This window comes from Sphingopyxis sp. H053 (assembly GCF_001468225.1).
Classification (GTDB): domain Bacteria; phylum Pseudomonadota; class Alphaproteobacteria; order Sphingomonadales; family Sphingomonadaceae; genus Sphingopyxis.
The window spans coordinates 178,580-199,060 of sequence record NZ_LNRU01000003.1; the positions used below are offsets into that span (position 1 = coordinate 178,580).

At 64.8% G+C, this 20,481-nt stretch carries 20 protein-coding genes; 9 read left to right on the forward strand and 11 right to left on the reverse strand.

The features are described from left to right. The first annotated feature begins 83 nt into the window (after nucleotides 1-83). The 3 genes from ATE70_RS06660 to ATE70_RS24720 all read left to right on the forward strand — a co-directional run bounded on the left by ATE70_RS06660 (nucleotide 84) and on the right by ATE70_RS24720 (nucleotide 1,403). Nucleotides 84-563, forward strand: coding sequence for a response regulator transcription factor (locus ATE70_RS06660; RefSeq protein WP_197411404.1), 480 nt, complete (start codon nucleotides 84-86; stop codon nucleotides 561-563). A 45-nt stretch (nucleotides 564-608) separates the two neighbouring features. Further along, nucleotides 609-953 (forward strand): hypothetical protein, encoded by a 345-nt coding sequence (locus tag ATE70_RS06665; RefSeq protein WP_058537167.1) that lies wholly within the window; start codon nucleotides 609-611, stop codon nucleotides 951-953. 291 nt (nucleotides 954-1,244) lie between these two features. Then, nucleotides 1,245-1,403 (forward strand): hypothetical protein, encoded by a 159-nt coding sequence (locus ATE70_RS24720; RefSeq protein ID WP_156419692.1) that lies wholly within the window; start codon nucleotides 1,245-1,247, stop codon nucleotides 1,401-1,403. Here ATE70_RS24720 and ATE70_RS06675 read toward each other — a convergent pair whose 3' ends face one another. Both ATE70_RS06675 and ubiG read right to left on the reverse strand, forming a co-directional pair. After that, nucleotides 1,404-2,006: a YdeI/OmpD-associated family protein gene (locus tag ATE70_RS06675; protein WP_331458511.1), complete on the reverse strand. Its 603-nt coding sequence runs from the start codon at nucleotides 2,004-2,006 to the stop codon at nucleotides 1,404-1,406. Then, entirely contained in the window at nucleotides 1,994-2,719 is a 726-nt protein-coding gene (gene ubiG, locus ATE70_RS06680; protein ID WP_058537169.1) for a bifunctional 2-polyprenyl-6-hydroxyphenol methylase/3-demethylubiquinol 3-O-methyltransferase UbiG, read from the reverse strand. The genes ATE70_RS06675 and ubiG overlap by 13 nt, the downstream gene beginning before the upstream one ends. Nucleotides 2,720-2,879: 160 nt before the next feature. On the opposite strand from ubiG, the gene ATE70_RS06685 reads away from it, so the two are divergent. Next, nucleotides 2,880-4,127 (forward strand): aspartate kinase, encoded by a 1,248-nt coding sequence (locus ATE70_RS06685; protein WP_058537170.1) that lies wholly within the window; start codon nucleotides 2,880-2,882, stop codon nucleotides 4,125-4,127. 39 nt (nucleotides 4,128-4,166) lie between these two features. Here ATE70_RS06685 and ATE70_RS06690 read toward each other — a convergent pair whose 3' ends face one another. Then, nucleotides 4,167-4,787 carry an inner membrane-spanning protein YciB gene (locus ATE70_RS06690; protein ID WP_082639823.1) on the reverse strand — a complete coding sequence of 207 codons (621 nt, stop codon included), beginning with the start codon at nucleotides 4,785-4,787 and terminating at the stop codon, nucleotides 4,167-4,169. A 258-nt stretch (nucleotides 4,788-5,045) separates the two neighbouring features. Then, complete coding sequence (gene katG / locus ATE70_RS06695; RefSeq protein WP_058537171.1) at nucleotides 5,046-7,247, reverse strand: catalase/peroxidase HPI; 2,202 nt, start codon at nucleotides 7,245-7,247, stop codon at nucleotides 5,046-5,048. Between the two features lie 377 nt (nucleotides 7,248-7,624). Between katG and ATE70_RS24725 the strand changes: the two genes are divergently transcribed. Further along, the gene (locus ATE70_RS24725; protein ID WP_156419693.1) at nucleotides 7,625-7,780 is read left to right on the forward strand and encodes a hypothetical protein; all 156 of its coding nucleotides are present in this window, start codon (nucleotides 7,625-7,627) and stop codon (nucleotides 7,778-7,780) included. Nucleotides 7,781-7,849: 69 nt separating this feature from the next. On the opposite strand, the gene ATE70_RS06705 is transcribed toward ATE70_RS24725, so the two are convergent. After that, nucleotides 7,850-10,339 carry a TonB-dependent receptor gene (locus ATE70_RS06705; protein WP_058537173.1) on the reverse strand — a complete coding sequence of 830 codons (2,490 nt, stop codon included), beginning with the start codon at nucleotides 10,337-10,339 and terminating at the stop codon, nucleotides 7,850-7,852. Nucleotides 10,340-10,430: 91 nt separating this feature from the next. Continuing rightward, a complete protein-coding gene (locus ATE70_RS24170) occupies nucleotides 10,431-10,601 on the reverse strand; it encodes a YezD family protein (protein WP_081940683.1) in 171 nt (56 codons plus the stop codon). A gap of 204 nt (nucleotides 10,602-10,805) precedes the next feature. Here ATE70_RS24170 and ATE70_RS06710 point away from each other — a divergent pair, with 204 nt between their 5' ends. The 4 genes from ATE70_RS06710 to ATE70_RS06725 all read left to right on the forward strand — a co-directional run bounded on the left by ATE70_RS06710 (nucleotide 10,806) and on the right by ATE70_RS06725 (nucleotide 15,450). Continuing rightward, nucleotides 10,806-11,810, forward strand: a complete 1,005-nt coding sequence (locus ATE70_RS06710) for an NAD(P)H-dependent flavin oxidoreductase (RefSeq protein ID WP_058537174.1) — start codon at nucleotides 10,806-10,808, stop codon at nucleotides 11,808-11,810. Nucleotides 11,811-11,841: 31 nt separating this feature from the next. Continuing rightward, nucleotides 11,842-12,564, forward strand: coding sequence for a hypothetical protein (locus ATE70_RS06715; protein ID WP_058537175.1), 723 nt, complete (start codon nucleotides 11,842-11,844; stop codon nucleotides 12,562-12,564). A gap of 87 nt (nucleotides 12,565-12,651) precedes the next feature. Continuing rightward, nucleotides 12,652-14,952, forward strand: a complete 2,301-nt coding sequence (gene ptsP / locus ATE70_RS06720) for a phosphoenolpyruvate--protein phosphotransferase (RefSeq protein WP_058537176.1) — start codon at nucleotides 12,652-12,654, stop codon at nucleotides 14,950-14,952. An 81-nt stretch (nucleotides 14,953-15,033) separates the two neighbouring features. Continuing rightward, nucleotides 15,034-15,450, forward strand: coding sequence for a GFA family protein (locus ATE70_RS06725; protein ID WP_058537177.1), 417 nt, complete (start codon nucleotides 15,034-15,036; stop codon nucleotides 15,448-15,450). Here the strand turns inward: ATE70_RS06725 and ATE70_RS06730 are convergent, their stop codons facing one another. The 5 genes from ATE70_RS06730 to ATE70_RS06750 all read right to left on the reverse strand — a co-directional run bounded on the left by ATE70_RS06730 (nucleotide 15,451) and on the right by ATE70_RS06750 (nucleotide 20,476). Next, on the reverse strand, nucleotides 15,451-16,872 hold the full coding sequence (locus ATE70_RS06730) for a serine hydrolase domain-containing protein (RefSeq protein ID WP_082640015.1): 1,422 nt from the start codon (nucleotides 16,870-16,872) through the stop codon (nucleotides 15,451-15,453). Then, nucleotides 16,802-17,155 carry an MmcQ/YjbR family DNA-binding protein gene (locus ATE70_RS06735; protein WP_231732610.1) on the reverse strand — a complete coding sequence of 118 codons (354 nt, stop codon included), beginning with the start codon at nucleotides 17,153-17,155 and terminating at the stop codon, nucleotides 16,802-16,804. Before ATE70_RS06735 ends, ATE70_RS06730 begins: the two co-directional genes overlap by 71 nt. 13 nt (nucleotides 17,156-17,168) lie before the next feature. Then, nucleotides 17,169-17,915 carry a hypothetical protein gene (locus ATE70_RS06740; RefSeq protein ID WP_058537178.1) on the reverse strand — a complete coding sequence of 249 codons (747 nt, stop codon included), beginning with the start codon at nucleotides 17,913-17,915 and terminating at the stop codon, nucleotides 17,169-17,171. A gap of 76 nt (nucleotides 17,916-17,991) precedes the next feature. Further along, entirely contained in the window at nucleotides 17,992-19,311 is a 1,320-nt protein-coding gene (locus ATE70_RS06745) for a replication-associated recombination protein A (protein ID WP_156419767.1), read from the reverse strand. 7 nt (nucleotides 19,312-19,318) lie between these two features. Continuing rightward, complete coding sequence (locus ATE70_RS06750) at nucleotides 19,319-20,476, reverse strand: glycosyltransferase family 4 protein (RefSeq protein ID WP_058537179.1); 1,158 nt, start codon at nucleotides 20,474-20,476, stop codon at nucleotides 19,319-19,321. Between the last annotated feature and the right edge of the window lie 5 nt (nucleotides 20,477-20,481).

The window sequence follows — 20,481 nt, forward strand, 5'->3', positions numbered from 1 at the left end:
TTACCCGGCCAATCTGCCTAGGCGGCATTAAGCATAGGTACTAGGCTCGGCCATCGCCCCACGACTCAGCAATTGAATCCAAAGTGAAGCAGAATTTTCCTTTGCCGCCCGAAGCCGCCGCTCTGGCCGCGCGCCTTAGCGGACGTCAACGTGAATGCCTGATACTTGTCAGAAATGGCCTTACTTCCAAAGAGATCGGGCGCTTGCTGTCGCTTGCTCCGTCGACGGTCGACAATCATCTGAACGCGGCGACCGAAAGGCTTGGCTGTTCATCGCGCGCCATCGCAGCTCAAATCCTGGAGATGGCGGAGCAATTTGGCGATCAATCCCACATCGGGAACGAAACAAAAACCAGCAGCAATGAATCAGAACATTCCGGCGATATGACCGCTCATCCAAGGCCGCGGCGCAGCTATTTTCTACCGCCGTTTGGAGGCTCGCCGAATGAGGAAACGGCGGCGCGCCGGATTACACATATCGGCTTGATAGCAATTGCCGCCACAATGGCGTTCGCCGCCATCACAATAACCGTTGCGGGGGTAATTGAGCTGTTCAGCAAGTAGCATTTTTCGGAAGCATCCATGACCAATCGATGGAGGAGGCATGTGATGCACAAGATAGAACAAGGGGTCGGGAGCGTGGTTGCAGCGGATACGCGGACAACGATGGCGTCGGTGGATGCCACCTATCTCGCCCAAGCCCGGATGGCGGCCAGCATCGTCGAAGCAGCCACGGCCTCCGATCTGCCGGCAGGCGCGACGCAAGAATTGCTGGAAGCGGTGACCGACAGCATGACACAAGTCGTGGCGGGCCGAACCAAACTGATTAAGGCTCTTAGCCAGCTTCAGCAGATACAGAGCAAGAGCAATCTGCGGGAAGTCGGCTTCGGCTGCCCCGGCGGCCTCCCGAGCCAAGCGTCCCTGGCGGCGCAGAACGAACAGATCACGCCTTAGATTCAACGGGATTCAATGATACAAGCATTATTCTACTTCTACCTTCTATCTACGCTCGCCATATCATCGATTTTCGGTGAAACTGTCGAGCGTAGATTCTGCTTATATCTATTGATTTCATCAATAATAACCCATGCCATTCAAGCAAATTTTCCCTTTCCTTCCTACCTTTATTATATCATTCCGATCGATGCTTCGATTTTCACATACTCGCTCTACCTTGCATTAATGAGAAATCGCTTTTGGCCCATTTGGTTTGCCGGCTTTCTAGTGGTCGGTATGGCGGCGTCGGTGAGCATATTGGTTTTCCGTAACCTCAACCCGTTCATCGTGTTCGCGGCCAGTGCCTTCTGGTCGCTGCCAGCGCTCGCCTGCATGGCCTATGGAACCTATCGCGACGGACAACGACGCACGAAGCCCTCCCCCGCATTCAGCAGGGTGATCGATTAACTAGCAGCCCTTATATTTCCAGTTTCGGTCCTTGCCTTCGGCGACCTGCGCGACGATCGTTTCGATGCGTTTGACGCGCGTTTCCTCGCGCTTCGCCTCGAGCACCCATTCGATATAATCGCGCCGCTTGCCGGGCGAGAAGGCGTCCCAATGGCCTTGCGCCGCGGTATTGGCCTTCAGCGCCGTGCCGAGATCGGCCGGCAGATCGAGCGCCGCCTTGGGCTTCGGCGCCGGGCGTTTCGGCTTGCCCCCGGCACAGAGCGCCGCCGCCTTGGCTATGAACGCTGCCATCTCCGTGTCGGAGGGCAGATCGGCCAGCGAGGCCAGCCGTCCCATGCTGCCCATCGCGCCGGTATCGCGCGGCGATCCGGTGACCTCCTCGTCGCGCCAGAAACCGAAGGTCGCATGGCCCTTGAACGCCGCCATGCCCGCGAGATTTTGCCCCTTCAGCACGAAGGCCGGCACGCCCCATTTCAGCGTCTCTTCGGCGCCAGGGGCGTATTTGTGGACCAGTTCGCGAAGGTGATTGAGGATCGGCTGCGCGAAGGGCTGCGCCTTCGCGATATAGGCATCGACGCGCGGGTCGCGGCTCAGCCCGGCCACCGCGCCGCGACCAGATAGTTGAGCGCCTCGCTGCCGCCGAGCTTGAAGCCCTTGGCAGGCGACGGCGACAGGCCGGTGCGGTCGACGACCTCCAGCCCCGCGCCTTCGAGCAATTTCGTGAGCTCCTCGGGCTTCAGGAACTGGTCCCAGTCGTGCGTCCCGCGCGGCACCGCGCCGACGCGCTCGGCCGCCTCGACGAGCAGCAGCTTTGACAGCATCGTGCGATTGGGGGTCGACAGGATCATCAGCCCGCCTGGCGCGAGCCGCGCCGCGAGTTCGCCGATAAAAGCCGCGGGGTCAGTGACATGCTCGACGACTTCCATCGAGGTGACGAGATCAAAGGTCGAAGGCGGCAGCGCGGCCAGTTCGCCGGCGAAATAGCTGATCGAAAGCCCCTGCCCCGCCGCATGACCCTGCGCCGCGGCGATATTTTCGGGCGCCGCATCGACGCCCGTCACCTTCGCGCCCATGCGCGCCAGCGGTTCGGCGAGCAGCCCGGCGCCGCAACCGACATCGAGCGCGGCGCGGCCCGCCAGCGCATAACGCTCGCGCGCATCGACGTGCCAATGCGCGTCAATCTGGTCGCGGATGTACGACAGCCGCACCGGGTTCAATTTGTGCAGCATCGCCGACGACCCATGCGGGTCCCACCAGTCGGCGGCGAGCGCACCGAAATGGGCGGCTTCGTGCGGGTTGATCGTGGCGGCACTCATGCCCTGCGATGTGGCACCGTGCCTCGCGCCATGCAAGAAATTCTATCGCGCGCATACGATGCCGGCCTTGCCATCGCCCTCCCCCTTGCCTAACAGCGCGAGCGCCGCGGAAATGCTTGGAAAAGTTGCGGCCGAAACCAGATTGAGAAAGCGGGGCGACATGGCGCGGATCGTGATGAAATTCGGGGGCACGTCGATGGCGGGCACCGAGCGGATTCGCACCGTGGCGAAACTCGTCGCGCGCGAAGTCGGACAAGGCAACGAGGTCGCGGTCGTCGTCTCGGCGATGGCGGGCGAAACCGACCGGCTCGTCAATTTCTGCCGCGAGGCGAACCCGCGCTACGACCCCGCCGAATATGACGTCGTCGTCGCCGCGGGCGAACAGATCACCTCGGGCCTGCTCGCGCTCACCTTGCAGGCGATGGGCACCCCAGCGCGCAGCTGGCTCGGCTGGCAGCTCCCGATCCGCACCGAAGAAGCGCACGCGCGCGCGCGCATCGCCGACATCGACACCGGCGCGCTCGGCGCCGCGATGGCGAAGGGCGAGGTCGCGGTCATCCCGGGATTCCAGGGCCTGATGGACGACGGCCGCGTCTCGACGCTCGGCCGTGGCGGATCGGATACCAGTGCGGTCGCGGTGGCGGCGGCGCTCAAAGCCGACCGCTGCGACATCTATACCGACGTCGACGGCGTCTACACGACCGACCCGCGCATCGTCGCGCGTGCGCGCAAGCTCGACTATGTGACCTATGAGGAAATGCTCGAACTCGCGAGCGTCGGCGCCAAGGTGCTCCAGACGCGCTCGGTCGGGCTCGCGATGAAAGAGGGCGTGCGCGTGCAGGTGCTCTCGAGCTTCGTCGAGGGCGACGAGGCTCCCAAAAAAGGCACGATGATCGTCAGCGACGAGGAAATAGAGGAACATCAGATGGAACGGCAGCTGATCACCGGCATCGCCCACGACAAGAATGAAGCGAAGATCATCGTCACGCGCGTGCCCGACAAGCCGGGCGCGGTCGCGAACATCTTCGGCCCGCTCGCCGCGGCCGGGATCAACGTCGACATGATCATCCAGAACGTCGGCCGCGAAAAGGGCGAGACCGACGTGACCTTCACCGTTCCCGCCATCGACCTCATCCGCTCGATCGACCTGCTCGAAGCCGCGAAGGACAAGATCGGCTTCAACCGCATCATCAGCGACGACAAGGTCGCGAAAATCAGCGTCGTCGGCGTCGGGATGAAGAGCCACGCCGGTGTCGCGAGCACGATGTTCCGCGCGCTGGCCGACCGCGGCATCAACATCCAGGCGATCTCGACCAGCGAGATCAAGGTCAGCGTGCTGATCGACGAGGACGAAACCGAACTCGCGGTGCGCGTCCTCCACACCGCTTACGGGCTCGACGCCGAGTAATAGGTTACGTCGCCCCAGCGAAAGCTGGAGCCGCTGTCGTCATTCCACGCCGCCAGCGATCCCGGCTTTCGCTGGGATGACGGGCGAAATGTGCTGCAGCTCGCCGCCCGCGCGGCGGCGCAGCCGCGCCTGCCCGATGAAATGCACCACCGCGATGTGGATCGCGAACAGCCCGAATTTCGACGCCAGCGGGAATATCCCGATGAACAGCGGCCACCATGCGGTGAAGAAGAGCGCGATGACGAGGTTCAGCCCCGCGCTCGTGAACATCAGCGCCGCCCAGATCATCCCGAAGCGGTCCATGACATCGCCGACGAGTTCCAACTGCTCGGGCAAGATATAGCGGTTGAGCCAGCCGCGACGCAGCATCACCGACCCGACGATCAGATAGACGATCGTCGGCTTCGCCATCACGAACCGCGGATCGCCCGTAAAGAGCGTCGCCGCGGCGGTGAAAAGCACCGAGGCCAGGCTGATCCACTGCAGCGCCGCGACCTTCTTCCCACGCGCGAGTTCAAAACCGACGACGCCGAGCGCGACGACGGTGCCCGCAATCGTCGCGGGCACGATCCCCGCACCGGCGACCAGCAGCACCGCAAAGACGAGCACGCCGAGCGAGTCGAACAGCATCGGTCCGAGAGCGTAGAGCAAGGTTTTCATCCGCCTGTCCTTTCCGACTCAATGTTATCGACGTAAACATTGGTTGCAGATCGCGTCGGCGTCAAGAATAAATTGACATTGTTAACATTGGTTGCGGTGAAACGTCGCGTTGCGTCGATCAGCTGCGGAGCCGCACCCTCACCCAAAAAAGAAAGACCCGCCCCCGGGCCCATGTCCCCGGGGGCGGGTCGCGACCCGTCGTCTTGAGCGGCCGCCGCTGTCCCCGCTGCATGATGCGGGGACAGCGGCGCCAGAAGATCAGGCGAGGTCGAAACGGTCGGCGTTCATTACCTTGGTCCAGGCCTTGACGAAGTCCTTCACGAACTTCTCTTCATGGCCGGTCTCGGCATAGACCTCGGCGACCGCGCGGAGTTCGGCGTTGGAGCCGAAGATCAGGTCGGCGCGGGTGGCGCGCCACGTCTCGCCGCCGCCCTTGCGGTCGGTCGCGACATATTCCTGATCGTCCGAGCCCTCGACCGCCTTCCACACATTGGTCATGTCGAGCAGGTTGACGAAGAAGTCGTTCGTCAGCTGGCCCGACCGCTTGGTGAAATGGCCATGCCCGCGCTCGCCGTGATTGGCGCCGAGCACGCGCAGCCCGCCGATCAGCACGATCATTTCGGGCACCGACAGGCCGAGCAGCGAGGCGCGATCGAGCATCATTTCTTCGGTCTTCACCGCCAGCTTCTTCTTGCCGAGATAGTTGCGGAAGGCGTCGGCCTCGGGCTCCATCACCGCGAAGCTGTCGGCGTCGGTCTGTTCCGCGGTCGCGTCGCCGCGGCCGCCGGTGAAGGGCACCGCGACGCTAAAGCCCGCATCCTTGATCGCCTTTTCAAGCCCGACCACGCCGCCGAGCACGATCGCATCGGCGATCGACAGATTGCCGCGCAGCCCGTCGAGCGTATCCAGCACCTTGGCGAGCATGGCAGGTTCGTTGACCTCCCAATCCTTTTGCGGCGCGAGCCGGACGCGCGCGCCGTTGGCGCCGCCGCGGAAGTCGGACTTGCGATAGGTGCTCGCCGACGCCCAGGCGGTCTTGATCAGCTGGCTGACGGTCAGGCCGCTATTGGCGATCTTGTCCTTCACCGCCGCAACATCGGCGTCCGATGGACGGGTGCCCGCGGGGATCGGGTCCTGCCAGATCAGGTCCTCGGCAGGGACTTCGGGGCCGAGGTAACGGATCTTGGGCCCCATGTCGCGGTGGGTCAGCTTGAACCAGGCGCGCGCGAAGGCGTCCCGGAACGCGTCATGGTCGTCGCGGAATTTCTCGCTGATCTTGCGGTACGCCGGGTCGCGCTTCAGCGCCATGTCGGCGGTCGTCATCATCGTCGGGACCTTGATGTTCGGATCCCAGGCCGCGGGGGCCATATCCTCTTCCTTCTGGTCGATCGGCTGCCACTGGTTGGCGCCCGCGGGCGACTGCACCAGTTCGTAATCATAGTCGAACAGAAGGCGGAAGAAATTGTCGGTCCATTTGTCGGGCGTGTTCGTCCACGCGCCTTCGAGGCCGCTGGTGACGGTATGTTCGCCAATGCCCCCGCTCTCATGCCCGCTGACCCAGCCAAAGCCCTGCGCGGCGAGGTCGCCGCCCGAGGGCGCGGCGCCGAGCAGCGACGCGTCGCCGTTGCCGTGCGCCTTGCCAAAGGTATGGCCGCCCGCGGTCAGCGCGACGGTTTCCTCGTCGTTCATCGCCATCCGCGCGAAGGTTTCCTTCATGTCGCGCGCCATGCCTTCATTGTCGTGCGAATTGCCCTGCGGCCCTTCAGGATTGACGTAGATCAGGCCCATCTGGATCGCGGCGAGCGGGCCTTCGATCTCGTGCATGCCATGTTCGGGGGCGATGCGCGTCTGCACGCCCTGGTTCACCCATTTGTCTTCGCTGCCCCAATAGATGTCGCGCTCGGGCTCGAACACGTCGGCGCGGCCGCCGCCGAAGCCGAACACCGGGCCGCCCATGCTTTCGATCGCGACATTGCCGGCGAGGATGAACAGGTCGGCCCAGCTGATCTTGTTGCCGTATTTCTGCTTGATCGGCCACAGCAAGCGGCGCGCCTTGTCGAGATTGCCGTTGTCGGGCCAGCTGTCGAGCGGCGCAAAGCGCTGTTGCCCGCTGTTCGCGCCGCCGCGGCCGTCGGCGGTGCGATAGGTGCCCGCGGCGTGCCACGCCATGCGGATGAAGAAGGGCCCATAATGGCCATAGTCGGCCGGCCACCAAGGCTGGCTATCGGTCATCAGCGCGGTCAGGTCGGCCTTCAGCGCCTGATAGTCGAGCGACTTGAACGCCGCGGCATAATCGAAATCGTCGCCCAGCGGGTTCGACGAACCATTGGGGTTGAGGATCTCGGTCGCCAGCATCTCGGGCCACCAGTCCTTGTTGGTGCGGCCGAGCAGCGCGCGCGCGCCGCCGGGCTGGTGAACCGGGCAGCCGCCCGCGGGATCGATGGGGGTGGGGTCGTTCATGCAGTCTCTCCTTTTATGGTTCGGGCCTTTTATGGTTTGGGAATGCTGACGCGGCCGGATGACCGGCGCATGACGAGCCGACGACTTCAAGGTCGCCGGGTGGTTTCGGCGCAGGCAAGCACCGAGTCGGTCACACCATCCTTTCGCTCTGACCAGGGGAGGATAGGCCGCGCCGGCCAATCGACCTAAACGAATAAGGTGAATTCAGTGATTGAGTGGTCCGATTACAACGCCGCGGCCGCGAAGATGTTCGCTGGCCTTGTCGCGCAACCGCCACGGCCCGGCGAAAATGCGACGAGTGGCGGAACATCGGCTTGGCGGGACGGGTTGACCCCATGCCGCATGATTATGTTTTAAGCGGCAAAAGGAGATGGAAAGTGGCTAACACCCCCAACCAACCGAATGAAAAGAAACCGCAGGCGGACCGCGACGAAGAACAGCGCCGCCAGCAACAGCAGCAGGGCGGCCAGAACCGCCAGCCCGGCAGCGACCAGCGTCCCGATCAGGGCCGCCAGAACCCGCAGCAGCGCTGACACAGGCTGCATGAGAAAGGGGCGGCCCGCGGGCCGCCCCTTTTCATTTGGGCGCTGATAATTGGAGACTCAGAAGCTCGCCTTGATCGTCCCGCCCCACGTCCGCGGGTCGCCCGGCAGGCCGACGATCAAACCGGTGTTGCCCGGCCCGACGCTCAACTGGTCAAGATATTTCTTGTCGAACGCGTTGCGGACCCAGCCAAAGATGTCGATGCCGTTCTCGGTGCGGAAACCCGCGCGGAAGTTCGACAGCGAATAGCCCTCGATCCAGGTGTAGGCCGACGGCGACGGGTTCGACGAGAAGCGCGACCGGTAGCTGCCGTCATATCCCAGATAGAATTGGCCATCCTGCCCGAACAGCTTCGATTCGGCGTTCGCTTCGGCCCCGAAAGAGAAAGCCCATTTCGACACGCCCGGCAGGCGCTGGCCCGAAATGTCGCAATTCGCGGGGCTGAGTCCCGGCCGGCCGGGCGCGCCCGGCGTCTGCCCCGCGCCGACGGTGGTGCCGCCCGAAAGTTCGGGGGGGCACGGCGCGTCGACGAAGCGCTTGTATTTGGCGTCGGTGTAGGCGCCGTTGACATAGGAACGGAACCGCTCGCTCGGCCGCGCCGAAAAGTCGAACTCGACGCCTTGCGTCCGCACCTTGCCCGCATTGGCGAGATAGCCGCGCAGCACCCCGAACTGGCCATTGTTCACATTGGCCTGATAATTTTTGATGTCGGTGCGGAAGGCGGTGAGGTTCAGCGTCACCTCGCGGTCGAGGAATTCGGCTTTCACCCCTGCTTCATAATGGTTGACCGATTCGGGCTTCACCGTCGCCGCGTCGAGGATCGGGTTGTTCGCGGCGTCGCTCGGTACGCCATTCTGGTTGATGCCGCCCGATTTGAACGTCTTGGCATAGGTGGCGTAAAACAGCAGATCCTGCGTCGCCTTGTACGTCGCGGTCAGGTCATAGCTGAAGTTCCAGTCGCTGAACGACGGCGAGATTTCCTGCGGCGCGAATACGCCGAGCCGCGCGACGGTGATCGCGTCGGTCGGACCGAAAACGACGGGGGTGCCGTCGCCCGCAAAGACGCGGCGCTGATAGAATCCGTCCTTCTTGTCATAGTTCAGGCGAACGCCCGGCTGGATCGTGAACTGGTCGGTGACCTTCCAGCTGACCTGACCGAACAGCGCCGCACTGGTGTTCTTCAGATATTGGGTGTTGATCGCGGTCAGCCCGTTCAGCACCGCCGGATTGTTGGCGAGCGCGCTGGTCGGGTTGAGCGTCCAGCGGCTCGACGCCGGGCCGTGCGCTTCGGTGCCCTGCGTGTCGATGCGCTGGTAATAATAGAAGCCGCCGAGCACGAAATCGAAGCGGTCGCCGGTGTAATTGTAACGCAATTCCTGCGTATACTGGTCCTGCTGCGACGGGTTTTGCGACTTGGTGACGATCGGCAGGCCCGTGAAATCGCGGTCGTTTTCAGGCTGCCAGTCCCAATAACGCCATGCGGTGACCGAGGTCAGCGTGCCGGGGCCGATGTCCCATTTGACGCGCAGCGCCGCGCCGCCGATCTCGTTGCCGGCATTGAGGTTCGCGTCGAGGTCGGTCAGCCGGTCATAGGGATTGGTGCTGGGCACCACATAGCCCTGCGCCGCCGCGAGCGCGGCGTATTGACGGTTCAGCGGACGCTGCGTCGCGCCGGTGCGGACGAATACCGAACTGCAGCACACCGCGTCCTGCTTGTTCCAGTCGCCGGAAAGGGTAACGCTGAGGTCGTCGTTCGGCTGCCACAGCAATTGCCCGCGAATGCCGATATTGTCCTGGCTCTGGGTCCAACGGTCGCTGGTGACGTTATAGATGGTGCCGCGGCGGCTGGTCGACGACACCGCGATGCGCGCCGCAAGCGTGTCCGACAGCGGGCCCGAGATCGCGGCCTTCGCCTGTTTGAAATTGAAATTGCCGATGCTGACCTCGGCCTTGCCCTCGAAATCGAAGGTCGGCTGGTTGGTCGTGATGTTGATCGCGCCGGCCGTGGTGTTCTTGCCATAAAGCGTGCCCTGCGGCCCGCGCAGCACCTCGATCTGCGCGACATCGAGGAAGTCGAAGGTCGAGGAGGCGACGCGCGAATAATAGACGTCGTCGACATAGATGCCGACGCCCTGTTCGATCCCGTCGTTGGTCAGGCCGAACGGCGCGCCGATACCGCGGATGTTGACCGCCGTGTTGCGCGGGTTCGACGAGTAGAATTGCAGGGTCGGCGCCAGCTGGGTCAGGCGGCCGACGTTGAAGCTGCCCGTATTGTCGATCTGTTCGCCCGCGACGACCGAGATGGCGATCGGGACGTCCTGAGCGGTTTCCTGGCGGCGGCGTGCGGTGACGATGATTTCGCCGCCATAGCTGCCGCCCTCGGCCTGCGCTGCGGCATCGTCAGCGGCCGCCGACGTTGCCGCCCCGGCATCGTCGGACGCCGCAGCCTCATGCGCCGCGGCGGGCGTCGCGGCACACGCGAGCAAGATGGACAAGGTAAGCGACGAGGCCCGCACGCGGCGGCGGACCGAAGGATATTTCGCAGTCATGGGTCATTTCCTGTTGCATAAGAAATCACCACATCCGGCGGTCCGGTCTGCGGCAGGTGGGGACGCATGTCCCCTTTGGGAGCTCAAAAATTCAGTTGGGGTAGCGGTGCCGCTCGGTCACATCGACCTGCACAAGACGGCCCTCATGCACGGTCAGCTGGATCGCACCGAACTTCAGCTTGTCGAGTGCTTCGAGCACGGTCTGAATGGCGCGCGGCACGTCTTCGGAGCCGCCTTTGGCGACTTCGTTGATAGCGCTCATGATATTTCCTTTCCCTCGTGGATTCGCCGGCCAAGCATATGCCAAGTAATTTAGTAGACAATGATTGATTTGCTTTCTGCGCCGAAAGGTTGGGTTGTTGCGCCAAACGGACCGCGGCGAACGGATTCAAGTGTGCGACAGGCGGACCGGCGCAACGACGCTAGGGATTGCGCGCGAGTCCCAGTGCTGGCAAAGGCTGGCTCAATGAGCAAAATTAACGATCTGATGGCCCGCGGAACCGAGCTTCTCGGCAGCGACTACGCCATTCTCTGCGGTGCGATGAGCTGGGTTTCCGAACGCCATCTGGTCAGCGCGATCAGCAATGCCGGCGGGTTCGGCGTGATCGCGTGCGGCGCGATGACGCCTGAGCTTCTCGACACCGAAATCGCGGCGACCAAGGCGCTGGCAAAGCGCAATTTCGGCGTCAACCTGATCACGATGCACCCGCAGCTCTTCGAACTGATCGACGTGTGCGCGAAGCATAAGGTCGGCCATGTCGTGCTAGCGGGCGGGTTGCCGCCCAAGGGCAGCCTCGAGGCGATCAAGGCATCGGGCGCGAAGGTCATCTGTTTCGCCCCGACGCTCGCGCTCGCGAAGAAGCTCGTCCGTTCGGGCGTCGATGCGCTGGTGATCGAGGGGATGGAGGCCGGCGGCCATATCGGCCCGGTGTCGACGAGCGTGCTGGCGCAGGAAATCCTGCCCACCCTGGCCGATGAGGTTCCGGTCTTTGTCGCGGGCGGGATCGGCCGCGGCGAAGCGATCGCCGCCTATCTGGAGATGGGCGCATCGGGGGTCCAGCTCGGCACACGCTTCGTCTGCGCGACCGAGAGCATCGCGCATCCCAATTTCAAAAAGGCGTTCATGCGCGCGTCGGCGCGCGAAGCCATCGCGAGCGTCCAGATCGACCCGCGCCTGCCCGTGATTCCGGTCCGCGCGCTCAAGAATGCGGGGACCGAAGCCTTCACCGCCAAGCAGCGCGAGGTCGCGAACAAACTCGACAGCGGCCAGGTCGACATGATGGAAGCGCAGCTGGAAATCGAGCATTATTGGGCGGGCGCGCTGCGCCGCGCGGTGATCGACGGCGACGTCGAAAATGGTTCGTTAATGGCAGGGCAATCTGTCGGTATGGTATCCGAAGAAGAGAGCGCCGCAGCAATCGTCGCATCTCTGGTGCAACAGGCCGAAGCGGCGTTGCACGCTCGGGGTTGATCCCGCATAATATGCGGATGGGGAGTGGGTCATGAATTTGTCGCGTAAGATCATCGTAGCCGGTCTGCTGGCGAGCGTCGCCGCCTGTGCGCCGAAGCCCCCGCCGCCTCCCCCGCCCCCGCCGCCGCCCGTCGCGGTCGTCATCCCGCCGCGGCCGATGCCGCCGGGCAATGCTGCAGTGACGCAGATCCTGCCCGGCCGCGGGATCGACGGGCGCTTCGTCACCGCGAACAGCGGCGTGACCGGCGACCGTGCCTTCTGGCAGCTCAAGATCGGCCTCAACGTCGCCGCCATCGGCTGCCGCGGGCTCGAGGAAACGACGCTCATTTCGGCGTACAACAACATCATCAAGACGCACGGCAAGGTGATCAAGTCGACCGAGAAGAGCGTCATCAGCCAGCTCGGCAAGGAAAATAAGAACAACGGCATCGCGCCGCGCGACCGCCTGTCGACGCAGTTGTTCAACTATTTCGCGCAGCCGCCGGCGCAGCGCGGTTTCTGCGCGCGCGCCAACGAAATCGCGCAGGTCGTGTCGTCGACCCCGACCGCGCAGCTCGTCGAACAGGCACCCGCACATCTCGCGCGGCTCGACGAGCCGTTCAACGAATTTTATCAAGCCTATGCCCAGTATCAGGTCGACGCCGTCGCGTGGGATGCGAAATATGCGCCGAGGCCGGCGATCATGAACACCCCGGCGCCAGTATCGCCGGTCGGACCGACCGCTTCCGTGACTGTTCCGCCGGGTAACCACTGACGCCGGCTTCGAACGGCATCGGAATCAATTCGACAATCGCGCGCGGGGTATTGGCGCGCACCGCATCCTTCTGTTAGCAGGATTGCGATGACCAACGCCCCGCCACCGCCCTCGTCGGCCGCCCAGTCGGCGCGCACCATCCTGACCCGGTTGCACGAGGTCATGGCATCGCGTTCCAATGCGCAGGGCAAGCTCAATCAGGTCGTCGGCATTATCGGCGAATGCCTCGATAGCGAAGTCTGCTCGATCTACCTGCTGCGCGATGGCGCGCTCGAACTTTATGCGACCCGCGGGCTGAAGCAGGAGGCGGTGCACGTCACGCGCCTCGGCCTTGGCGAAGGGCTGGTCGGCATGATCGCCGACCAGATCGAGACGCTGAACCTCGACGAAGCCGCCGCGCACCCCGACTTTTCCTATCGCCCCGAAACCGGCGAAGAATTGTTCCACAGCTTTGCCGGCGTGCCGATCATCCGCCGCGAGCGCGCGGTCGGCGTGCTGTGCGTCCAGCACAGCGATCCGCGCCGGTATGACGATATCGAGATCGAAACGCTGCAGACCGTCGCGATGGTGCTGTCCGAACTGATCGCCAACGCCGACCTGGTCGATACCGCCGCGCGCACCGATGCCGCCGCCGCCGATCAGTCGGCACAGCGGCTGAACGGCCAGAAGCTGGTCGACGGCATGGGCGCGGGGGTCGCGGTGTTCCACCAGCCGCGCATCACGATCGAGCACACCGTCGCCGACGATACCGAGGCCGAACGACACCGCGTCTATGCCGCGTTCGACAAGATGCGCGAGCAGATCGACCGCATGGCGAGCTCGGCCGATTTCGGCGTCGGCGGCGAGCATGAGGAGGTCATCGAGACCTACAAGATGTTCGCCTATGACGAGGGATGGTCGCGCCGGATCAACGAGGCGATCGACAGCGGCCTGACCGCCGAGGCGGCGATCGAACGCGTCCAGCAGCGCACCCGCATGCGGATGCGCCAGATCGACGATCCGCTGCTGCGCGACCGCATGCACGATCTGGAAGATCTGTCGAACCGGCTGATCCGCATCGTTTCGGGGCAGATGGGCACCGCGGCGCAGATGGGCGGACTGCGGCAGGATTCGATCCTGATCGCGCGCAACCTCGGCCCCGCCGAGCTGCTCGAATATGACCGCCGCCGCCTGAAGGGTGTCGTGCTCGAGGAAGGATCGCTGACGGCGCACGTGATCATCGTCGCGCGCGCGATGGGGGTGCCGGTGATCGGCCGCGTCGCCGACGTGCGCGCGTCGATCCGCGAAGGCGATTTGCTGCTGCTCGATTCGGCGGCGGGATCGGTGCACGTCCGGCCGACGCAGGCGGTGCAGGATGCGTTCGACGCCAAGCTGGAGATCTCGCAAAAGCGCCGCGCCAACCTCGCGTCGCTGCGCGATCTGCCCGCGGTCACCAAGGACGGCGTACCGATCGAGTTGATGATCAACGCGGGCCTGCGCGAAGACGTCGCCGCACTCGACCTGACCGGCGCGCGCGGGATCGGGCTGTTCCGTACCGAATTCCAGTTCCTTGTGTCGGCAACGCTGCCCTCACGCGACCGCCAGCAGCGGCTCTATCGCGACGTGCTCGACGCCGCCGGCGACCGGCCGGTGATCTTTCGCACCGTCGACATCGGCGGCGACAAGGCGCTGCCCTATATGAATGTCGAGGGCAGCGCGCAGGAAGAAAATCCGGCGATGGGCTGGCGCGCGCTGCGCCTGGCGCTCGAGCGCGAAGGACTGCTGAAGGTCCAGGCGCGCGCGCTGATGGAGGCGGCCGCGGGGCGCACGCTCAACGTCATGTTCCCGATGGTGTCCGAGCCGTGGGAATATGAGGCCGCGCGCAACCTGTTCGTCGGCCAGCGGGCGTGGCTTGCGAGCCACAACAAGAAATTGCCGGTCGCGATCCGCTATGGTGCGATGCTCGAAGTGCCGGGCCTGCTCGAAACGCTCGACCTGATGCTGCCGCACCTCGACTTCCTGTCGGTCGGCACCAACGACCTGACGCAGTTCCTGTTCGCCGCCGACCGCGCGCACCCGCGGCTCGCCGAACGCTATGACTGGCTGTCGCCAACGGTCATGCGTTACCTCGCGCGCGTCGTGCGGACGGTATCGGGGTCGAAGGTTGCGCTCGGCGTCTGCGGCGAAATGGGCGGCCGCCCGCTCGAGGCGATGGCGCTGCTCGGCGTCGGCATCGAACGCCTGTCGATCACCCCCGCCGGCGTCGGCCCGGTGAAGGCGATGATCCGTTCGCTCGACCTCGGCGCGCTGCGCGCCGACATGGCGGCGATCCTGGCCCAGCCGTCATCCGACCCGCGCGGCCAGTATCAGGCATGGGCGCAGCAGCATCAGGTCGATCTGGGCGATTAAGCCGATTTTCGCCGGCACCGCCATTGTCACGGCGTATATGTTTATGTTATGTTCTCCATTCGATTCCACGAGGAGAGAGTGATGAGCGAGCAAGCCCCCCGTGCCAGCGGCCAATGCCATTGCGGCGCGATCCGCTATTCGATGACCACCGCGGTCCAGCATCATGCGCTGTGCCATTGCAGCGACTGCCGCCGCCATTCGGGCGCACCGCTCGTCGGCTGGGCGCTCGTCGGAAACGATGAAATCGAGATCGATGGCACGGCGAAGGTCTACGCCTCGTCCGAGCATGGCCGCCGCCATTTCTGCGCCGATTGCGGCACCGGGCTCTTCTATTCGAACGAGGCGATCTTTCCGGGCCAGATCGACGTGCAGACCGCGACGCTCGACGATCCCGACCTCATCCCCGCGCAGGCGCAGATCCAGACCGCCGAGCGCATCGGCTGGATGGAGAAGCTGAACGAACTGCCCGCGTTCGAGCGCTACCCGCCCTTCGAATAATCAGCTGTCGGCGGCGACGACCGCCTTGACGAGCTTTGCGATGTCGAGCCGGTTCTTGTCGTCGTCATAACCCTGCCGCACGATCACCAGTTCGCGCGACGGGATGACGATGACATATTGGCCGCGGTTGCCAAAGCCGCCGAAGGCATCGGCGGGGATGCCCTCCGACTTATTGAGCAGCCAGAAGCCCGCACCATAGCCGAACGCGCCGTCGGGCTGCGGCCCGCTGGGCGTCGTGACGAAGCGGCGCCAGTCGGCGGGGAGCAGGCGCTCGCCCTGCCACATCCCGTCGTTCTGATAGAGGAGGCCAAGCCGCGCGAGGTCGCGCGCCGTCGTCCACACCTGGCTCGACAGGATATAGTCGCCATCCTTGTCGTGTTCGACGAAGGTGCGCGTCATGCCGAGCCGGTCGAAGAAGGCGGCGGGGTCGAGCGGCGTACCCGCCTTTTGCAGCGCCGCCTTCAGCGACAGCGTCGCGAGCAGCGTGTCGTTGTTCGCATAGCGATAATGCGTGTTCGGCGGATCGAGCAGCGGCCATTGCGTGGTCCACTGGCGCACCGATGCGCCGCCCATATAGATGGCATCGCTGCGGTTGCCCGCGGTGTCGCTGATGAGGCCGCTCGCCATGCGCATGAGTTGCTCGGTCGTGATCGCCGCGCGCGGGTCTCCCGGCGACTGCCATTCGGCGATCAAGGCGGGTTTCGTCACGTCGATCGAGCCTTGCTGCACCGCATGGCCGATCAAGGTCGCGGCCATCGATTTGGCGACCGAGAAAGTGCGCTGCGCGGTGTGGATATCGTGCCCGCCCCAATAATGTTCGAATGCGATCCGGCCGCTCTTGACGATCAGCAGCGAACTGGTGCGGCCGCCGAAACCGTGGATATTCATTGCCGTCTGCTCGAACCGGCTCTTGCTCTTTGGCACCGGCCGGCGCGCATCCTTGTCGCCGATCGGCCACGGCCGGGCGTCGAGGTCAGCGCGGCGGTCGGTGGCGGGCATCGCCGCCGGCTGCGCGCCGATCGGCAGGGTGACGCAGCCCTCGCGCCCGCTCCATTCCGCGATCCGCGGCGGCATGTCGTCGCGATAGCGCACGCTCACCCGCTTCGCCCCGGCGTCGACATCGGCCTTCAGCGCACGGACATCGGCCTCGATCTCGGGGTAGATGCCCGTGAGTTCGTCGCGTTCGATCGCCTCGACCGGCTTGCCCGCGCCGTTCCACAAGGAGGAGCAGACGAAGGCCGCGCGATAGCCCGCCGCCCATGCGCGGTTCAGCTCGGCATTGGGTTTCGGCGCCTGCGCCGCTGCGGGCACGGCACCGGCAAGGAGCGCAGCGCCGAGGACGCGCAGCAGGTCAGGGGCGATCGCCGAAAGCCTGCCGCTGCGCTTTCTTTGCGCGATCCCACCAGGCCCGGCGGATGACATCGGCGACGCGATCGGGATCGTCCGATCCGAAGCGGACGAGCAGCGCGTGCCAGCCTTCATAGTGCGGGGTTTGCCAGAAGGTGTCGGGATCGGTTTCAAGCAGGATTTCCTTTTCGTCGGGCTTGCACATCACGGCGAAGCTGCCGGACTCGCGCCCCGGCGAGGCGAGCGCCCTGCCGTTGAGCTTCGGACAGGGGGTTCCATAAAAGGAAAGCATTTCGACATCGGGAAGCGCGCACGCGAACGCGACCACATCGTCCCAGCTGTCGAAAGTCAGCGCCATATCCCGGTGCAGATCAGTCTTCCAATGTCCCGGCGGTGACCTCTATGTCGCGCCCCAGTGGCTGCATGGGCTGGAAGCGAAGGCGCGTCAACACCAGCCGGTCACCCTGAATATCGAGATCGTAGAAGGCGTTGCCGCCGCGCGGGCAGCACTCGCCGTCGCCGTCGCGCGCCACAGGCACCAAAGCGAACATCTCGTCGAAGGCGAATTGCGCCGGACCGCGGAGCCAATAGCCCGTCGGCAGCAGCTTGCCGCCCTGCTCCGACCAGTCGGACAGGTCGACGCGGCGCCATCTGGGAGCAGCGGCCTCGCTGACGAACAGCGCATCGGCGTTGCCGCCGCCGCTTCCGGCGAGCGTGCCGCCGACATGGATCAGCCGGCGCTTGCCATCGTCCACCACCAGATCGGGCGGCCCGATCGATCCCGAGCTTTCGGCGAACCCCGCAAGCGCCGCCTTCCCTGCCTTGTCCTGCGACAGCAGCACAAGCATCCGCGCCTGCGGCCCGTCGCGCGGCGCGAGGAGCATTTTCTGCCAGAGCAAGCTGGTGCCGGGATCACGGCCGTTGATCCGTCCGCTCGCTTCGACGCTGCATTTCCCGCCGAAGTCGTAGAGGCATCGCTGCGCGATATTGGTGACGCGCGCGCGGGTCAGCGCGATCTTCGCCGTCACCTCCGCAGCGGTGCATTTGGTTTCAATCGTGCCGCCTGGACAGGACAGGATCGGTGTCGCTGCAGCGGCAAGGACAAGCGCCAATGCCATGATGACTACCCCAGTTCCGGCGCGACCCGACTTGTCCCAAAACTATACTCATGCGCCCATCGAGGCAAGGCCGGCGTCAGCCCTTCGCGCGGCGCCGTTCGTCCCACCAGGCGAGGCGTTCGGCGATCCGCTTTTCGAAACCGCGGTCGACGGGGCGATAGAAATCGGCCGGCGCCATATCGTCGGGCCAATAATTGTCGCCCGAAAAGCCGTCGGGCGCATCATGGTCGTAGCTGTAGCCTTCACCATAACCCAAGTCTTTCATCAGCTTGGTCGGGGCGTTGAGGATATTGGCGGGCGGCGCGAGGCTGCCGGTTTCGCGTGCCGCCGCCCATGCCGCTTTCTGTGCCGCATAGGCGGCGTTCGACTTGGGCGCCGTCGCGCAATAGAGGCACGCCTGCACGATCGCGAGTTCGCCTTCGGGCGAGCCGAGGAACTGATAGGCATCCTTGGCGGCGAGGCACTGTACCAGCGCTTGCGGGTCGGCGAGGCCAATATCTTCGCTCGCGAAGCGGACGATTCGGCGCAGGACATAAAGCGGCTCCTCGCCCGCGACGAGCATGCGCGCGAGCCAATAGAGCGACGCCTGCGGGTCCGATCCGCGCAGCGCCTTATGCAGCGCCGAGATCAGATTATAATGGCCGTCGCGATCCTTGTCGTAGACGGGCATGCGGCGATGCAGGAACTGCGCGAGTTCGGCGGGGTCGAGCGGCGCATCGATCGCCGTCGCGAACAAGGTTTCGACCTGGTTGAGCAGGAAGCGGCCGTCGCCATCGGCGCTCGAGATCAACGCCGCTCTGGCGTCGTCGGTGACGGGAAGGCTGCGTCTGACCTCGGCCTCGGCGCGCTCGACCAGCGTTGCCAGCGCCTCTTCACCCAAACGGCCCAGCACCAGCACCTGCGCCCGCGACAGCAGCGCCGCATTGAGCGCGAAGCTCGGGTTCTCGGTCGTCGCGCCGACGAGCACGACGGTGCCGCGTTCGACATAGGGCAGGAAGCCGTCCTGTTGCGCCCGATTGAAGCGATGAATCTCGTCGACGAACAGCAGCGTGCGCTTGCCCGCCGCTGCCATCTTCTCTGCATCGGCGAAGGCTTGCCGGAGGTCGGCGACGCCCGAGAAGACCGCCGACAGCGGCGCAAAGCGCATACCGACGGCTTCGGCGAGCAGCCGCGCAATCGTCGTCTTACCCGTGCCCGGCGGACCCCAAAGGATGATCGACGACAATTGCCCCGCCGCGACCATACGGCCGATCGCGCCTTCGGGACCGGTCAGATGTTCCTGCCCGACGACATCGGCGAGCGTGCGGGGTCGCAGTCGCTCGGCGAGCGGCACGGGCCCGGTGGCGGCGCCTTCGCGCTGCGCCGGTGCATCCTCGCCGAACAGGTCCCCGGCCATCGGACGCTCAGCTCCGGCGCCGCTGTTTCTGGCGGATCAGGCGGATATAGGTGTCGGCGACCGCCTGGTTGATCGCATCCCACTGATAGGAGCCGCTTTCGAGCACCGCCGCCGCGCCATGTTCGGCGCGCAGCTGGATATCGCGGCAATAGCGCTCGAGATGGTCGGCGAAGCTCGTGATCGAGCCGGGCGCGACGAGGTAACCGGTCTGCCCATGCTTGACGATGCTGGCGCTGCCGGTCGCGCGCGCCGCGACGACGGGCAGGCCGCACGCCATCGCTTCGAGGGTCACATTGCCGAACGTCTCGGTCACCGACGGGTTGAAGAAGATGTCGCACGAGGCGAGCGCATGCGCGAGATCCGCGCCGCCTTGGAAACCCACGAAGTTCGCGTTGGGCAGGCGCGATTCGAACCATTCGCCCGCGGGACCCTCGCCGATCACGACAACCTTGTGCGGCACGCCGCGCCGCTGAAGCACGTCGATGGCGTCGGCAAAGACGTCGAGCCCTTTTTCCATCACCAGCCTGCCGAGGAAGGCGATCGCGGGCACATCGTCTTCGATCCCGAGCGAGCGGCGCCATGCCATGTCGCGGCGGGCGGGATTGAAAACCGACTGCTCGACGCCGCGGGTCCAGATGCCGATGTCGTAGTTCATCCGCTGTTCGCGCAGCACCTGCGCAAAGCTTTCGGACGGCGCGATCAGCGCATCGCATTTGCGGTAAAGCTTGCGCAGCCAGGCGACCATAACGGGTTCGAGGAACGACAGATTATAATAGCGGACATAGGTTTCAAAGCGCGTGTGCACCGAACAGGCGACCGGCAGTCGCCGGCGCCGCGCCCACGCCGCCGCCTGCCGCGCGACGCGGTCGGGACTGGAGATATGGACGATATTGGGCGCGAAATTGACGATGTCTTCGCGGACGCGCGACGAGAAGGACACCGGAACGCGATATTCGCTGCGGCCCGGAATCGCGATCGACGGCACGCTGACCAGATCGCCCGTCGGCTCGAAAGCGGGGTGGGCGACGGTCGGCGAATAGACTCGCACTGCGGCGCCATGGTCCTGAAGATAGCCGACCAGACGGTTCAGCGCCTTGTTCGCGCCGTCGGTGGTCATATTATAATTGCCGCTGAACAGGGCGATGCGAAGGTCGGAGACGTCCATCGCGC

What these genes read in the sequence shown, in the direction of transcription:
- ATE70_RS06665 (WP_058537167.1), top strand. Translation starts at nt 609, where the DNA reads ATGCACAAGATAGAACAAGGGGTCGGGAGCGTGGTTGCAGCGGATACG.
- ubiG (WP_058537169.1), bottom strand. Translation starts at nt 2,719, where the DNA reads ATGAGTGCCGCCACGATCAACCCGCACGAAGCCGCCCATTTCGGTGCG.
- ATE70_RS06685 (WP_058537170.1), top strand. Translation starts at nt 2,880, where the DNA reads ATGGCGCGGATCGTGATGAAATTCGGGGGCACGTCGATGGCGGGCACC.
- ATE70_RS06690 (WP_082639823.1), bottom strand. Translation starts at nt 4,787, where the DNA reads ATGAAAACCTTGCTCTACGCTCTCGGACCGATGCTGTTCGACTCGCTC.
- katG (WP_058537171.1), bottom strand. Translation starts at nt 7,247, where the DNA reads ATGAACGACCCCACCCCCATCGATCCCGCGGGCGGCTGCCCGGTTCAC.
- ATE70_RS06705 (WP_058537173.1), bottom strand. Translation starts at nt 10,339, where the DNA reads ATGACTGCGAAATATCCTTCGGTCCGCCGCCGCGTGCGGGCCTCGTCG.
- ATE70_RS24170 (WP_081940683.1), bottom strand. Translation starts at nt 10,601, where the DNA reads ATGAGCGCTATCAACGAAGTCGCCAAAGGCGGCTCCGAAGACGTGCCG.
- ATE70_RS06710 (WP_058537174.1), top strand. Translation starts at nt 10,806, where the DNA reads ATGAGCAAAATTAACGATCTGATGGCCCGCGGAACCGAGCTTCTCGGC.
- ATE70_RS06715 (WP_058537175.1), top strand. Translation starts at nt 11,842, where the DNA reads ATGAATTTGTCGCGTAAGATCATCGTAGCCGGTCTGCTGGCGAGCGTC.
- ptsP (WP_058537176.1), top strand. Translation starts at nt 12,652, where the DNA reads ATGACCAACGCCCCGCCACCGCCCTCGTCGGCCGCCCAGTCGGCGCGC.
- ATE70_RS06725 (WP_058537177.1), top strand. Translation starts at nt 15,034, where the DNA reads ATGAGCGAGCAAGCCCCCCGTGCCAGCGGCCAATGCCATTGCGGCGCG.
- ATE70_RS06730 (WP_082640015.1), bottom strand. Translation starts at nt 16,872, where the DNA reads ATGTCATCCGCCGGGCCTGGTGGGATCGCGCAAAGAAAGCGCAGCGGC.
- ATE70_RS06735 (WP_231732610.1), bottom strand. Translation starts at nt 17,155, where the DNA reads ATGGCGCTGACTTTCGACAGCTGGGACGATGTGGTCGCGTTCGCGTGC.
- ATE70_RS06740 (WP_058537178.1), bottom strand. Translation starts at nt 17,915, where the DNA reads ATGGCATTGGCGCTTGTCCTTGCCGCTGCAGCGACACCGATCCTGTCC.
- ATE70_RS06745 (WP_156419767.1), bottom strand. Translation starts at nt 19,311, where the DNA reads ATGGCCGGGGACCTGTTCGGCGAGGATGCACCGGCGCAGCGCGAAGGC.
- ATE70_RS06750 (WP_058537179.1), bottom strand. Translation starts at nt 20,476, where the DNA reads ATGGACGTCTCCGACCTTCGCATCGCCCTGTTCAGCGGCAATTATAAT.